16 protein-coding genes are annotated in these 13,440 nt (G+C 57.7%); 6 read left to right on the top strand and 10 right to left on the bottom strand.

What is annotated here, in order from left to right; all coding sequences use genetic code 11:
• Positions 1–689: IS66 family transposase (tnpC, locus tag EAV90_RS31205; protein WP_129145642.1), on the top strand; the 689-nt coding region annotated here is incomplete at its 5' end.
• 181 nt (positions 690–870) lie between these two features.
• Here tnpC and EAV90_RS31200 read toward each other — a convergent pair.
• The 6 genes from EAV90_RS31200 to EAV90_RS39790 all read right to left on the bottom strand — a co-directional run bounded on the left by EAV90_RS31200 (position 871) and on the right by EAV90_RS39790 (position 3,570).
• The gene (locus tag EAV90_RS31200) at positions 871–1,164 is read right to left on the bottom strand and encodes a hypothetical protein (protein ID WP_129145641.1); all 294 of its coding nucleotides are present in this window, start codon (positions 1,162–1,164) and stop codon (positions 871–873) included.
• An 86-nt stretch (positions 1,165–1,250) separates the two neighbouring features.
• Positions 1,251–1,358 (bottom strand): tyrosine-type recombinase/integrase, encoded by a 108-nt coding sequence (locus EAV90_RS40940; RefSeq protein WP_376707335.1) that lies wholly within the window; start codon positions 1,356–1,358, stop codon positions 1,251–1,253.
• Positions 1,359–1,429: 71 nt separating this feature from the next.
• Positions 1,430–1,642 (bottom strand): GcrA family cell cycle regulator, encoded by a 213-nt coding sequence (locus EAV90_RS31190; RefSeq protein ID WP_129145640.1) that lies wholly within the window; start codon positions 1,640–1,642, stop codon positions 1,430–1,432.
• A 38-nt stretch (positions 1,643–1,680) separates the two neighbouring features.
• Complete coding sequence (locus EAV90_RS31185) at positions 1,681–1,938, bottom strand: PilZ domain-containing protein (protein WP_129145639.1); 258 nt, start codon at positions 1,936–1,938, stop codon at positions 1,681–1,683.
• Positions 1,939–2,410: 472 nt separating this feature from the next.
• The gene (locus EAV90_RS31175; protein WP_129145638.1) at positions 2,411–2,764 is read right to left on the bottom strand and encodes a hypothetical protein; all 354 of its coding nucleotides are present in this window, start codon (positions 2,762–2,764) and stop codon (positions 2,411–2,413) included.
• A 545-nt stretch (positions 2,765–3,309) separates the two neighbouring features.
• On the bottom strand, positions 3,310–3,570 hold the full coding sequence (locus tag EAV90_RS39790) for a hypothetical protein (protein ID WP_164937183.1): 261 nt from the start codon (positions 3,568–3,570) through the stop codon (positions 3,310–3,312).
• 397 nt (positions 3,571–3,967) lie between these two features.
• Between EAV90_RS39790 and EAV90_RS31160 the strand changes: the two genes are divergently transcribed.
• From EAV90_RS31160 to EAV90_RS40935, 4 genes are all read left to right on the top strand, one after another.
• Entirely contained in the window at positions 3,968–4,327 is a 360-nt protein-coding gene (locus tag EAV90_RS31160; RefSeq protein WP_129145637.1) for a VanZ family protein, read from the top strand.
• A 222-nt stretch (positions 4,328–4,549) separates the two neighbouring features.
• Complete coding sequence (locus EAV90_RS31155; protein ID WP_129145636.1) at positions 4,550–4,762, top strand: hypothetical protein; 213 nt, start codon at positions 4,550–4,552, stop codon at positions 4,760–4,762.
• A gap of 392 nt (positions 4,763–5,154) precedes the next feature.
• The gene (locus EAV90_RS31150) at positions 5,155–5,718 is read left to right on the top strand and encodes a transglutaminase-like cysteine peptidase (protein ID WP_129145635.1); all 564 of its coding nucleotides are present in this window, start codon (positions 5,155–5,157) and stop codon (positions 5,716–5,718) included.
• A gap of 552 nt (positions 5,719–6,270) precedes the next feature.
• Positions 6,271–8,343 carry a carbohydrate-binding domain-containing protein gene (locus tag EAV90_RS40935; RefSeq protein ID WP_245509665.1) on the top strand — a complete coding sequence of 691 codons (2,073 nt, stop codon included), beginning with the start codon at positions 6,271–6,273 and terminating at the stop codon, positions 8,341–8,343.
• Positions 8,344–8,452: 109 nt separating this feature from the next.
• Here EAV90_RS40935 and EAV90_RS31135 read toward each other — a convergent pair whose 3' ends face one another.
• Positions 8,453–9,523, bottom strand: coding sequence for a glycosyltransferase family 2 protein (locus tag EAV90_RS31135; protein ID WP_129145634.1), 1,071 nt, complete (start codon positions 9,521–9,523; stop codon positions 8,453–8,455).
• Entirely contained in the window at positions 9,510–10,580 is a 1,071-nt protein-coding gene (locus EAV90_RS31130) for a glycosyltransferase family 4 protein (RefSeq protein WP_129145646.1), read from the bottom strand. Before EAV90_RS31130 ends, EAV90_RS31135 begins: the two co-directional genes overlap by 14 nt.
• Positions 10,581–11,086: 506 nt before the next feature.
• Between EAV90_RS31130 and EAV90_RS31125 the strand changes: the two genes are divergently transcribed.
• Positions 11,087–11,398, top strand: a complete 312-nt coding sequence (locus tag EAV90_RS31125) for a hypothetical protein (protein ID WP_129145633.1) — start codon at positions 11,087–11,089, stop codon at positions 11,396–11,398.
• Between the two features lie 57 nt (positions 11,399–11,455).
• On the opposite strand, the gene EAV90_RS31120 is transcribed toward EAV90_RS31125, so the two are convergent.
• A complete protein-coding gene (locus EAV90_RS31120) occupies positions 11,456–12,148 on the bottom strand; it encodes a class I SAM-dependent methyltransferase (protein WP_122404990.1) in 693 nt (230 codons plus the stop codon).
• Positions 12,149–12,207: 59 nt separating this feature from the next.
• On the bottom strand, positions 12,208–13,410 hold the full coding sequence (locus EAV90_RS31115) for a glycosyltransferase family 4 protein (protein ID WP_283810520.1): 1,203 nt from the start codon (positions 13,408–13,410) through the stop codon (positions 12,208–12,210).
• Positions 13,411–13,440 lie beyond the last annotated feature (30 nt).

Here is a 13,440-nt window from a genome sequence, read left to right as displayed (position 1 = left end):
TGCAGGCGGATTGCTATGGCGGCTTCGAGCCGTTGTTCGACCCAAAAAGGAAAGCAATGCCGATCACGCCGGCATTTTGCCTGGCCCATGCGCGGTGGGGATTCTTCGAGCTGGCTGACATCGAGAAAGCCGCCCGGGAAGGCAAGGGCAAACCGGTCTCTCCGATCGCGCTGGAGGCGGTCAGGCGTCTGGATGCGTTGTTCGAGATCGAGCGCGCCATCAACGGCCGTAGCGCCGACGAGCGGCGTGCCGTGCGCCAGGAGCGGAGCAAGCCGCTGCTCGACGACATGCACGACTGGCTGCTCCGCGAGCGAGAAAGCCTCTCGCGCTCCGCCGAGGTCCTGAAGCCCATGAACTACATGCTTAAGCGCTGGGACGACTTCGTCCGCTTCCTCGACGATGGCAGGATCTGCTTGACCAACAATTGCGCTGAGCGTGCATTGAGAGGCATTGCCTTGGGAAGGCGCAACTGGACCTTCGCTGGCAGCCAGCGTGGCGCCGATCGTGCAGCTATCATGCTGACGATGATCACGACCTGTCGCCTCAACGACGTCGATCCCAAGGCTTGGCTCGCCGACGTCCTCGCCCGGATCGCTGATCTTCCCACCTCGCGTCTGCGCGAACTGCTGCCCTGGAAATGGAAGCTCCTGCACCAAGCCGGCAAGTCCGCCAATCAGCAAGCCGCCTGACCCTTCACGCAACGCCATCGTAGAACTCGCCGTGCTCGCGCGCATGCGTCAATCAGGCGGCCTTCGTCGTATGCGTACGCCTGACATTCGATGCGAAGATGAACAACGACCCGCTGGAACGTCTTGGTGCCATCGCGGGTCAGGGCATGCTTAGCTCCTTGGTGTTGCGCTGGCGTGGCGCTCACGTGCGAGTGAAGATCACGCGATCGGACTCCAAGCGAAAATCGCAGCGGTGCTCTTCGTAAGCCGCGAATTCGGAAAGAGCGAGTATGCCCGCGCTGTCCCATTCATCGAAGGCAACATCGCTGGTTGAGTAGAGTTGGGCCGCCTCGCTCTTGCTAATCCATCCGCTCGCGCCGACGGGTAAGCTTTGAAGAGCCACAGATAATGCAGCTTCGGAGCTGGCATCGAGATGCAACGGCCAGGAGGGGGCGATTACCTTGCTTTGCCGAAACCGAGACTTAAACCAATCCATCAAATTAGCTCCCGAGCAATCGGGCCTGAAGTGCTTCGGCGGCGCGTTGATCCGCGTCAGCGTTTGAAAGAAAGTGCCCGTAGACGTCAAATACCCTTGATCGAGCTATGCCCCATTAGGCGCTGGATCTGCTTCGGGTTGTGGCCGTTTTCGATCCAGAGGGAAGCACAGGCATGGCGCAACGCATGCCGTATTATCCTGCCACAATCGTCTGCGGTGCACCAGCGTCGTCCAGCACCGACTTAGCAGCCTGGCTCGGGCTTGACTAACCGGCCCATTGCGGGAAAACGCGCCCGCTGGTGCGGCTTACGCGACCGTCCTGTTTACGGAAGCGCTGCAATCGACCGTAAACCGCCAAACGAGTTCGGCCTAACTGCCGGCCGATCTCGGTTGCAGTCATACCGCTTTCGATGAGCGCACGGAGATGCGCCTCTTCCTCGGGCGACCACGGACGTATTTCCAGTCTATTGTTGGACATCGCCGATTCCTCCCAGCGACAGCACAGATCATGCCTGCTCACGCAGGGTTACTAGAGCTCTCGAACGCAACGCCGATCAGATTGCCACTCGACCAGATCAATCGGCAACTTCGAATGCTGCGATCTTTTTCAAGCATCAGCTTGAATGTGGAATTCACGTATCGCTTCGACGGAAGCTCGATTGCTGCGCCTTGATCCGACATGTTGACCACGCGACAACGCAAACTGGCGCCGTCGCCGAACACGTAGGCGACCTCGTCCACCTCGATACGCTCACGCTTTCGACGCTCGATCATTCTGTGCTGCCCGCAACGAACTCATTCGTCCAATGTGCATCGCGTCTGTAGCAGCCTGAGTTGTCGCGCGATCTGCCTTGCCAGGTTGGATCGCTCCTTGGCGAGCCTGCTTCTCTCCTCAACCATGTCGTGTCCGTCCTGTTCAAGCACCTCAATCAAGATGGCTTGGTTTTCAATGCTGAGTTGCTTGGCTGCAATGTCTCGCGAGATACTTGTCAATTCATCGTCGCAATGTGAGGTCATGGGCAATCCCACGGCGGGCCTGTCGGCGAGTAAAGCTACATCCTACGTCGCCGATCCTGCGAAAACGTTACCCGAGCCGTTCGGCTCGGTGGCTGCAAGCGGGGCCAGATACCGGCTTAGGCGCATCCTGTTACCTCAGCATCACCTCCGACTTCGAGCGCGCCCCGTGCTGGTTCGACCGAAGGTCGCCGCACTCCGAACAGTCCTTCATCGCAGATTTCGTTCGGGCTCATGGATCGGCATCGTCTTCGCCCGCACACAAACAACCAGCGCCACCGCGTGTTAGAAATGGACGCTCCCGCACAAATAAGGGTGTATTGGAATCGCATGGCGCGTTCGGCGAGTCATTGTTTGCCTTAAGCAACGTTGTGCGAATCCCCTGATGGATGGCCATCGATGCCAAGGGCGTAAATCCCCATTTCGGGCGGCTCGGAATGGTCCCCGCAAGTTTTTTTGCTTTGGGGACGCGGAATTTTATGAGCTCATCAAGGGCACGCCGCTCGCCCGAGCCGGCCGAGAAAGCAAGTGTCGTGCCCGGCTCAACGCCATTGGCGAGGCTTTCCGGCGTCGGTTGGAAAACCAACCGCTCGCCTATCCCGATGTTGATGAGGTGATCCGGTTGTGGCTGGATCGACCCTCTCCTTGCAGGTGCGACGCGTGATGCTTCGGTCTTGGAACGATGCCCCCTGCCTACGCCTCATCTCATCCGACCAGCGCGCCCATCCTTCTGTTACAGAGCCAATATTCCGGTTCTTTAGGGGCACAACTTTGAGCCCGGCGCTACCCGAGGCCGGGCTCGCTCATCCCAAGGAGCCACCCCGCAAGCTCAGCAAGGCGCACCTGCTGTTTGTTGCATCGGCACGGCAACGAACGGCCGTGGTGGGCGAACCTGCAGATCGCGCCACTGCCGCTCGCGCAGGAACTGTGGGCGGCGAGCCCGGTCCATGGTCCGATCGACAGCGCGGCCGGCGCCGCAGCCGTCCTCGCCAACCTCGGCGCGGCCCCCGGTCTGCCATCGAATGGCTGCTCGCCATCGACATCGCCGAACTGTCCTGGGAGATCCAGCGCTACCGCATGTTGCGGCACAAATTGCTCGAGACCTATCGTCAAAAGTCGATCGAAGCGGCGCTACGGCGCATCGACATGGTCGGGATCGATCCCGACTTCGAACACCAGGCCGAATACTACACGCAGCAAAATGCCCTGAGCTGGCGCATTGATCCCGTCGCTGCGACCGAGATCGAAGCGCGGCTTGCCGCCTAGGGCTTTGATCAAGATGCCGTCACCACTGAAGTCTACGTCCAGGCGCGCGAGGTCCTGGTCCTGTTCGAAGGCTTGCTCAACGCCGCGCAAACCAAACGCACATTGCTGCTGCGCGAGATCAGGCACCAGCGCTTCGTCAGCGCACCGATGCGGCGGCCACGCTGAAAGATCAGATCGATATTCCCGACCGCGCACTCTCGATTCTCGCTTGCGCTCACAGATGTGTTCGCTTGATCGAAGTTCCGAAAGCGGGATGCGAAGCAACATCGGAGTAGCGGCATCGCACCTGCAAGCTTCGGAGCCGCCTACCGCTGCGAACTCCGCCGCAGCAGGCGCTCACAACTCGTTCACTCGGATGAACGCAAATACAGGCTCGCGCCTAAAACGGTCTCTGCCGATCGATCGTGCGGCCCCTGCATACCTTTTGATCATCCGATACGGTTGATAACCGCTGCGACACAGGGCCAAATGTTCGCGCCGTTCGCCTCATTGCACCGAACACGAACTCTGGATCGTAACAGACATGGTCAAATTCTTTCTCGCCGCGGGTTGGTTGGCTCTCGCCCTCGTCACGTTTGTGACGCTCGCTCCCATTCACGATCGGCCCATGATTGCGCCCCGTCACTTCGAGCACTTTGCCGCATTCTTCATCCTCGGTCTCGTGTTCGTGCTGGCCTACTCGAATCGCATTATCCTCATAACTGTAATCGTCGTCGGCAGCGCAGTCATCCTCGAAGCCCTGCAGCTGCTGACTCCGGATAGACATGGTGACCTCATGGATGGCCTGGTCAAAGTGGCTGGAGGTGTCTGCGGGATCTCGGTCGTCGCTCTCGCGCGCGTCGGTATAACTCAGGCTATGACCAAGATCGTATCTCGCGGATGACCGGCTCGGCCCTGAAATACATCTGCTCTTAGCTACCGCTGTGAGGGCCTACGCAAGCAAGAAGGGGTTCTCCGATCGGGAGCGGAATGCACTTGTCAAGCTTGACGGCAAACCGGAGTTATACAGCTATCGTTTCCATAACTATCTTGAACAATTGCATCAAACGTCATTTTACCCTCGAGAGATCCGGGATTTCGGAGTGAATTTTCACGAGGAATTTGTATGACACCACGCGCGAGGGTCGCCAATCTTCTTGAAGGCTGTGATAACGGGCGCAAGTTGGCAGAATCTGAAGACTTGCTGGCGAGGCTGATCGTTGAGGCGGAGAACGACGCTCTTCTGCTTGCATCGATCGAGCTTCAGAACAATTGCTTTCCAGGGTTCACTCAGGCCGAAGCTGCGCTTATCATTAGAAAGCTGATGCGGCGCAACTAGCAAGGCTAGCCGTCATGGGTCTCTGGCTGATCGCAGCTATGTTGTCGCTCGGCTTATGAGCTGGGTACGTTGTGCGGAACCAACAGCTACTGCGATGGCACCACGAATTGGAACGATCGCGCACGGCCGGCGGCTGCTCGAAATGGCGTCGGGGCCCTCGGTGCGCCAAGCAATTTTCTGGACAGAGAAGCCAATTCTTACACGTTAAGTCTGTCCCCTTTCTCTAAGGCCGTGATTGCGTCTTCGCGATCACGTCGCGCAACCCGCGTTCTTGGATCGGCAAACGGCTGCGGCAGCGACGCTTCAAGGCTAGGCATCAATTGCCCCATAATTGATATAGCGTTCCCATTTTTGCGCCTGCAATATAGAGCGATGGTGTCAGGCACCAAGCGATGATCAGATATGCTGCAAGCACACTTGCCATAATCTATTGGATTTGCGGCCAACCGGCCTATTGCGGTTTTGAACAGCAAGTCGCCGCTCCCCTTTCGTTCGCTCTGTTCTGCGTCCGATATCCCGAAGATTGCCAGCAACATGGCGATCTGCGTATTACAGATTTCCGTTCTCGCAGTCAGCGATGGCGAGAGCTCAACCAGATCAATTCCATGGTCAATTTCAGCATCATGCCGAAGGCGTTGGCGGCAAGCCGCAATGACTATGACTGGCAGATCTTTCCCAGCGAGGGAAACTGCGCGGACTACGCTGTCACAAAGCGCCATCTGCTGCTGCGAGCAGGTTGGCCGAGTTCGTCTCTTCTTCTTGCGGAGGTTGGCATTCGGACAACCGGAGAGCACCACCTGGTTCTGCTTGTACGAGAAGGCAGAGCTATCTTGGTTATCGACAATCTGAGTACGGCCATTCTCAACGTCAACGAAGCTTCCGACCAATACGCTTTTCTGCGCATACAATCGAATCACGACCCGCAACTCTGGACGCGCAGGCTTACCGTATCGTAAGTCCATGGAATCGCCTGACTTGAGCGGAGCGGGCGTTCTGCCTTCTGCTTGGCGGAGAGTCGACCTGACCTGGCCATGCGTGCCTTGGTCCGAAGTCATGGCGGGCTGGCTTCTGAGGCGTATCAGCGGACCGCAACTGACTGGCTCGGCCCAAGCCCACTGCTCTGCGTCTATTGTGATTCAAAAGGATTGACGCAGGACCGCGAGGTCAGCGTCCGCGCCGGGCAATCGCCTAAAATTGGTGCAGGGATGCACTTCCGTCACCATGCACTTCCAGGCTTGACGGGCGTATAGTCGAGAGAGATCGCGGTGATCCGGTCCTTTAAATCTTGGTCTCGAAGGGCGTGGCGGTATGTCGGGCCCTCACATGCCGACACTGACGGCCCGATACGTGTGAACTGTCTACTGACGCAAGTTTGATACTCCGAGCCGTCGAACGATCAACGCATCGCGAGCGAGTCTCTCACACTTTTCGCTACAGCAACTTCGAAGCATTTCTCGCGCAAAATAATTCGTTCGTTCCGCTCAAGGCTTTACTCGCGGAGATTTTCGATGATCGATCTTAGCGGTTACAAGCTGACGTTCGACGATGAATTCAATTCCAGGAGCATTTCACTTACTGGCGCCGGCACGAAGTGGGCGGACACCAGGGCCGAATGGCTGGGCGATGCGGCGTCCGACGTCGGCTTCGGCACCAGCTCGTTCGTCGACCCCAGCTCGGGATACGATCCTTTCTCCGTTTCCCAAGGAGTGCTTGCGATTACCGCTGTTCCGGATCGTACTCCATTCGGAGTTCCCGGGAGCTGGGAGTCCGGACTGATAACAACCCAGAGGACTTTCTCACAACAGTACGGTTACTTCGAGATACGGACGGAGTTCTCGTCATTACCAGGCGCTTGGGATGCATTTTGGCTGCTGCCCGTGAAAACTCTTCCCGACCCGAATGGGCTCGGACGGTGGCAAGAACTCGATGTGGTTGAGCACTATGGCGTCTGGAGTAAAGGGGCATACAGCACCATTCACACAACGGACCGAGCGTTGAATGAAAACTGGCAGACGCAGCTCCAGGTCTATAGCGAACTGCCAAATCCTGCTGGCTATCATACCTATGGCGTGAATTGGCAGAATGAGCAGATCAGTTTCTATATCGATGGCCAGCTGGTTGGGACTCGCGCAACGCCAAGCGACATGCATCAGCCAATGTACCTTCTGGCGAATCTGGCTACGCAAGAGCCCGCAAGCCTCGCGGGGATACCTATCACCAGTAAGATCGATTACATCCGCGTTTATTCGGCCGACCCATCGGCGACAGCTGTTTCTCTAGAGCCGGTCTCATCTCCCGCGGGTAATGACGCCGGGACCTACGGCGCTGTAACTGCGTCGAGCACACCCCAAGCAACACCGACATCAACATCGATCGGCGCCGGTTCCGATCAACTCGTCTTCAAGATCAGCGAAGATGCCTACCTTGGAGACGCGCTCTACACCATCTCGGTCGATGGCAACCAGATCGGCGGCACATTGACGGCCCATGCATCGCATGCGGGCGGTCAATCCGACACGATCGCGGTGCACGGGAATTGGGGACCCGGCGATCACACCGTCCTGGTTCACTTTCTTAACGACCGCTGGGACGGCACGCCGGCTACCGACCGCAACCTTTACGTGGACGCCGTTGGCTTCAACGGAACGAACCTTCCGCAAGGCGCCATCGGAAACGTACTCGGACAGACCTTCAGCTTCCACGATGGTGCATCGGCCGAAACGACCACGCCGGTGATAACGCCCCCACCGCCGACAAATCCAACCGGTACGCCTTCACAAACACAAGACGGCTCATCACCATCGATCGGTGCCGGTCCAGATCAACTCATCTTCAAGATCAGCGAAGATGCCTATCTCGGAGACGCGCTCTACACCATCTCGGTCGATGGCAACCAGGTCGGCGGGACATTGACGGCCCATGCATCGCATGCGGGCGGTCAATCCGACACGATCGCGGTGCATGGCAATTGGGCACCGGGCGATCACACCGTCCTGGTTCACTTCCTTAACGACCGCTGGGATGGCGCCCCGGATACCGACCGTAATCTTTACGTGGACTCCGTCAGCTTCAACGGCGCGAACCTTCCGCAAGGCGCCATCGGAAACGTACTCGGACAGACCTTCAGCTTCCACGATGGTGCATCGGCCGAAACGACCACGCCGGTGATAACGCCCCCACCGCAGACAAATTCGACCAGTACGCCTTCACAAACACAAAACGGCTCATCAACGTCGATCGGCGCCGGTCCGGATCAACTCGTGTTCAAGATCAGCGAAGATGCCTATCTTGGAGACGCGCTCTACACCATCTCGGTCGATGGCAACCAAGTCGGTGGGACATTGACGGCCCATGCATCGCATGCGGCAAGTCAATCCGAGACCATTGCGGTGCACGGGGATTGGGGACCCGGCGATCACACTGTCCTGGTCCACTTTCTCAACGACCGCTGGGACGGCACCCCTGACACCGACCGCAATCTTTACGTAGACTCCGTCAGCTTCAACGGAACGAACCTTCCGCAGGGTGCGATCGGAAATGTGCTCGGCCAACTCTTCAGCTTCCATGATCTAGTGATCTAGTTGGGTAGATGGGTTGAACCGATAGCTCGGCCCGTGGGGGGCGACGGGTCCCAGGACCTGAATAATGGCATCGAGAACGGCCGCCACCGGGCCCATGACAGCGCCTTGTCTAGCGCCGCGAAACAACGCGGAGACGTCCCGATCGTCTCCGGTTTCGAGACCTGTAGGCCATCAATGCTCTGGCTGGTTCGCGAGGCAGCATGGCCGCAAGCACAAAGAAAGCAACCAGTGCCATTTTTTGAACGATTGGGAAAGGCTCAGAGCCAACACTCGCTATCAGTTTCGGCAACATCGAAGCGCGTGAGCTGCTTCCCGATACGATTTGGAGGCAGAAGCTTCGCTCGCGATAGTAAAAGGCGCCTTGCGGCTCAACCAATCTTCGGCCCGGAGCCACTCGAGCGAGAATCGCGCGCAAGTGCTCGGTACGCGCCACAAACCTCTTGATATCGCGCTGTAGCAACGAAGCGCTTGGAAGCTGACCGAGCTGCGAATCGTTTAGGCCGTGGACGCGGTAGTTTCCCAGCTCTTCGGAAAGACTGACGACGTCACCAAAGAAAGGAGCAACAAACAAAATCACTCCATCAACGGCCTTGTCATAGTCCACCTCGCGCAGCAGTTCGCAGACATCCCGACGAAACACGTTTCCAGACGTCGGTGGCGTCTTGTAGACGCCGCGTCTGAGCACCTCATTGACCAATCGGTCGCGCTCCCGAAACGATTCGAGCGACGAAAACGATCCGATAGGCCTGCTTTCGGCATTGATGAGCGTCAGACCAAATTGCAGTTTTGCAACGCGCTCGTCCAATTCGGCCAGGATTCTGGCCAGTGAACCTGGCTTGAGCTCATCATCGGCGTCGAGGAACAAGATGAATCTTGCTTGGGTCTTCTCTAGCCCAAACAGGCAGGCCCCTAGCTGCCCGCGGTTTTCGATCTTGAATGCAGTCACCGCGCAGCGGGTGATCGTCTCCCACGAGCCGTCAGTTGAGCCATCGTCCACCACCAGGAGTTCGCAGGCATCGCAGTTCTGGTCTAAGACGCTTCTGATCGCTCGCTCAATGTAAGCCTCGTAGTTGAAGCAGGTGATGATGACGGCGAGCCTAGCAGCATCGATGGCCTCTATTCTCGAGCACGCCGTCGCTTCAGCTGGGTCACTGACATCGCTTGCTTCAGGCGTGAGCATGAATGGGACCGGACGCCTCTTGGTAAATCGCGAGCGTTTGCCGAGCGACCCGCTCGATTGTAAGCAACTCTAGATTGAACTGACTTTTCTTTTTCCATTCCAGCACGGCTTGTTGGTCCTGGAGCAAACAGCGTAATACTTCGGCAAGTCTTTGCGGGTTGCCCACGGGAACGAGAAGGCCTGCTTTCCCCTGTTCAAGCAGTTCAGGAATTCCGTCGACATCGGTCGCGACGATGGCGCAGCCAGCTTCCCGCGCTTCCGACAGCACCAGCGGAGCGGGATCAGCATGCGACGGCAACACGAATATGTCGGCTCCTGACAGGAACGGAAAAGGATTATCCTGAGCACCCAAGAAGGTCACCGCCGACGCGCATGCCATCGAGCTGACCTGAACGGCATATTGCTCGCGGTGCGGACCGTCGCCGACAATATATAAGCGTCCTGCTCCGAGCGCAGCGTAAACCATATCGAACGCGGAAAAGAGGTCCGATAGCCCTTTTCGCGGATGCAGTCCGCCAACGAACACGATCGCCGGTGATTGAAGCGAGGCTGGCGAGCGATCCTTTTGCTCGAACCGCGCTGCACCGATTGTTCCATTCAGAACCACGCGGATCCTCGACTGTGGGATGCCTCGCCTTCGCATCGACTTACCGACGGCTGCACTAACCGCGATCACTCTCGCTCCGAGGCCCATGAGGACTGCGCTTCGCTCGAATTCATTGTGAACGGTCGTGATGAGCGGGATTCCGAGCAACTTGCAAATTGGCCAGGCAAGGACGGCGCTGGTCATCATATGGGCATGAACCACCTCTGCCCGCCAATCGCGCATCAGCCGATAGAGCGACAGCGTGGCCTGCAGCAGCTCCTTAGGTCGACGCTCCAAACCGATGCGGATGGTTTCGACATTGTTTTCCGCGAGCAGGGCATCAAAATCGCCGCCGCCGCTCACCATTGCGACTTGATGGCCGAGTTTCACCTGTGCACAGGCGAGGTCCACGGCGGCATGCACATGACCATTCAGCCGGCGTGTATGATTGAGCAATTGTACAATACGCATGCACACCTGCGGCAAATAGCCAGGGAAGATGAAAGACACCCCAGTCCTTGGTCCAGCGCGTTCACCGGGATGATTGACCTCAAGCTGGAAAACCAACGGTGCTTACGCTGCAAATACCCTGCCAAGGTGACATCGGTCGGAACACAAATCCCTGTGCCGAAAAAAGCCGTTGACGGGGAATGCGCCAACTTGATCTGGTTGCTCCGCTTGCTATTCTGACTCGTCGGCGGCTTTCACAGGGCTTGGTCTGACAAGCAGGCCTAAGTTATTGTTCGGATGCACCAAACTGGCTTGGCGCCCCGTGAGTGCCGCCACAAGATCTTGCCACACTGCCAGTTTACGTTCTCGCACAGGTGATTCCGTAACTTGACGGGTTCGTCAGTGGGGCGGCGAGGCAAGGTGTCGAACTCCGGCCCCAAGCGGCGTGAGGGGCACGAAACCGGTCGCAAGGACGTTGGTTCAGCTCAGCTCTTCCGAAGGGACTTCGCGCATCGCAGGACACTGGAATGGAATACGCGGCGATTGGACTGGCAATTTTCGGAGCGGTGTTGGGGCTGCGCTTCCGATTTCGGGCATTGCTCCCCTTTGTCTTGCTAGTACTGCTTGTCACGATCTTCCTGGCACTCAATCAGCGCCTCGGCGGGCTTGAGACCGTGCTTGCCGTCCTCGCCACCCAAGCCATCTTGCAAGGCGGTTACTTTGTTGGGGTCACTATCCGCGCGCTGTTTCGCGCCTATCCGCGCAAGCTGATTGCGCCAGATGAGCTGGCTGCAGCGGATAAGCGAAGGTCCAATTCAGGATCGATCGCTTCCAACTGAGGCCGATCACAGGGCTCAGCCTATGGCCGCAACCCAGCAGACTTGCGGGATCGGTCCTCATTTTGCGACGACCAGCAGCGAGTAGCCGCCTAGCAAACGCACCGCGAGATCCGCATTGAACGCAAACATCAGGCGGCGGGGCAGTCGCATGAGACGACTTGTGAAGGCCTGATTGGGCAATTCCAACCGACTGGCGGTGTAACAATGATCGACAATCGTGTAGCCGCAATCCTCGAGCGTGGCCAACGCCGACTGTTTGAAGAAGTAGTGAATATGTCCGACATTGCGTCTGAGGTCGGCAATCGGCCAAGCCCGCAAAATGGATTGCGCGGAGAGATCCAACGGGATGTGAAAGATCTTGAATGTTCCAAACCGACGCAACTGCTTTATGAATGAAATATAGTCCTCAACGTGCTCGATCACGTCGATTGCGAGAATAACGTCGAATTCTAAATCGTGTTCGCCCAGAAGATTGCTCAAGTGAAATTTTGTACGTTGAGTACTTTTTGCCGCTGCGCGCCTGAACGCATCGGGCGAGATTTCGTACCCCGATAAGCGCGCGTCCGGAAACGTCCTTTCCAGGTTCAGCAAGATCTCGCCCGTGCCGCAGCCAATCTCGCATATGCGCTCGGTTGGGATGTTGTTTCGCCGGATCATCTGCGCGACGTGACTGGCCTTCCACGGCGCATCCTCCTCGTGCCATGTCGGATTGTTCTTTCCGTAAGCGTCACCCTCGTATAATTCCTTCATTGCGCAAACCTTCTCGAAAGATGGCGACCCGTTGCCTATGATTTTCCCGCCCTATACCGCTAAGACAAAGCCTCCAAGTTCAAGCTTGATTCCGCCGCGGTGGCGACAGTGTGATGAGCGGATCTTCGCAGACTATCTGCAAGCTCCGCGTACAGCTTCTCCGCATTGTAGCTTTCGTGGACGGTTTCGCTTGCTGCTCGGCCAAGTGATTGACGATTGCGCCAGGCATCCAGAATGGCGGCGGATAGATCTCTTACGTCACCGACGGGAAACAGCACGCCATTAACTCCGTGCGTGACCAATTGCTCAAACGCCCGTATGCGGCTCAGAACCACCGCCGCACCGCAAGCCATTGCCTCCAGTACAGCAAGTGCCACCGCCTCGTTCGCCGAGGGCATCACGTATACGCCGCACCGGCACAGCAACGCGCGCACCTTGGATCGATCGACAAATCCATGAAATCGCACCCGGTGCGACAAGCCGAGTTTGGCCACGAGCCCCTGCATCAGGTCCTTGTCGGGCCCCGTGCCGACAATATCCAGCGTCCACTCCTCTGGAAGTTTGGCGAGTGCGCGAATTAGGTCGGTCGTGCGTTTCTGCCTGTTGGTCAAACGCGTGATCGTCAGGATCGTCTTGGAACGGCTCGCGGCCGCATCCGGAAAGAACTCCGATACGTCGCAGCCGTTCGGCTGGAGACGGGATCGACCGCCATATCGACTGACGATGCGACACTCCTGCTCGGTTTGACCATAGAGCAACGCCGCCTTGCGAAAGCTATCGCGTTTGAACAGCTTCACGACACGATCCGATAGGCCACCATGATCTGCACCGACGATTGGCAGATCAATTCGACCCGCGAGGTGATCGAACCTGCCGCTCCAATATTCCTGCACGTACAGCAGATCAATTTTGTCCGCAGCCAGCGCCTTCCGAAGCGGCTGCATAAAGGCAATCGTGTTCAACCGTTCCTCAGCATATAACGACCAGCGCGAACGGCGCGACAGGCGCTTGACCCACACCTGTTCGATCAGCTGGTACCAACTCTCGAGTGGCAGAAATCGAACGTCGATCCCAACATCTGTGGCGAACTTTCCCGACTCCCGCAGTGAGGGGATGTAGAGCAACGGCCTAATCCCGTTTCGGCTCAAACCGCGAGCATAGTACCACGCCCAGTCGTTTCGATAGCGCTCGAGATAACTGGCGCGCGTCTGACCCTGTACCCACCCAAAAAATCCTTCGAAGGAACTGCAGCTGAGCAACATTGCGACATTGATGCACTTTGCTTCAGCCGC

This window comes from Bradyrhizobium vignae, from assembly GCF_004114425.1.
GTDB classification, from domain to species: domain Bacteria; phylum Pseudomonadota; class Alphaproteobacteria; order Rhizobiales; family Xanthobacteraceae; genus Bradyrhizobium; species Bradyrhizobium vignae.
This window is presented reverse-complemented; position numbering and strand designations above follow the sequence as displayed.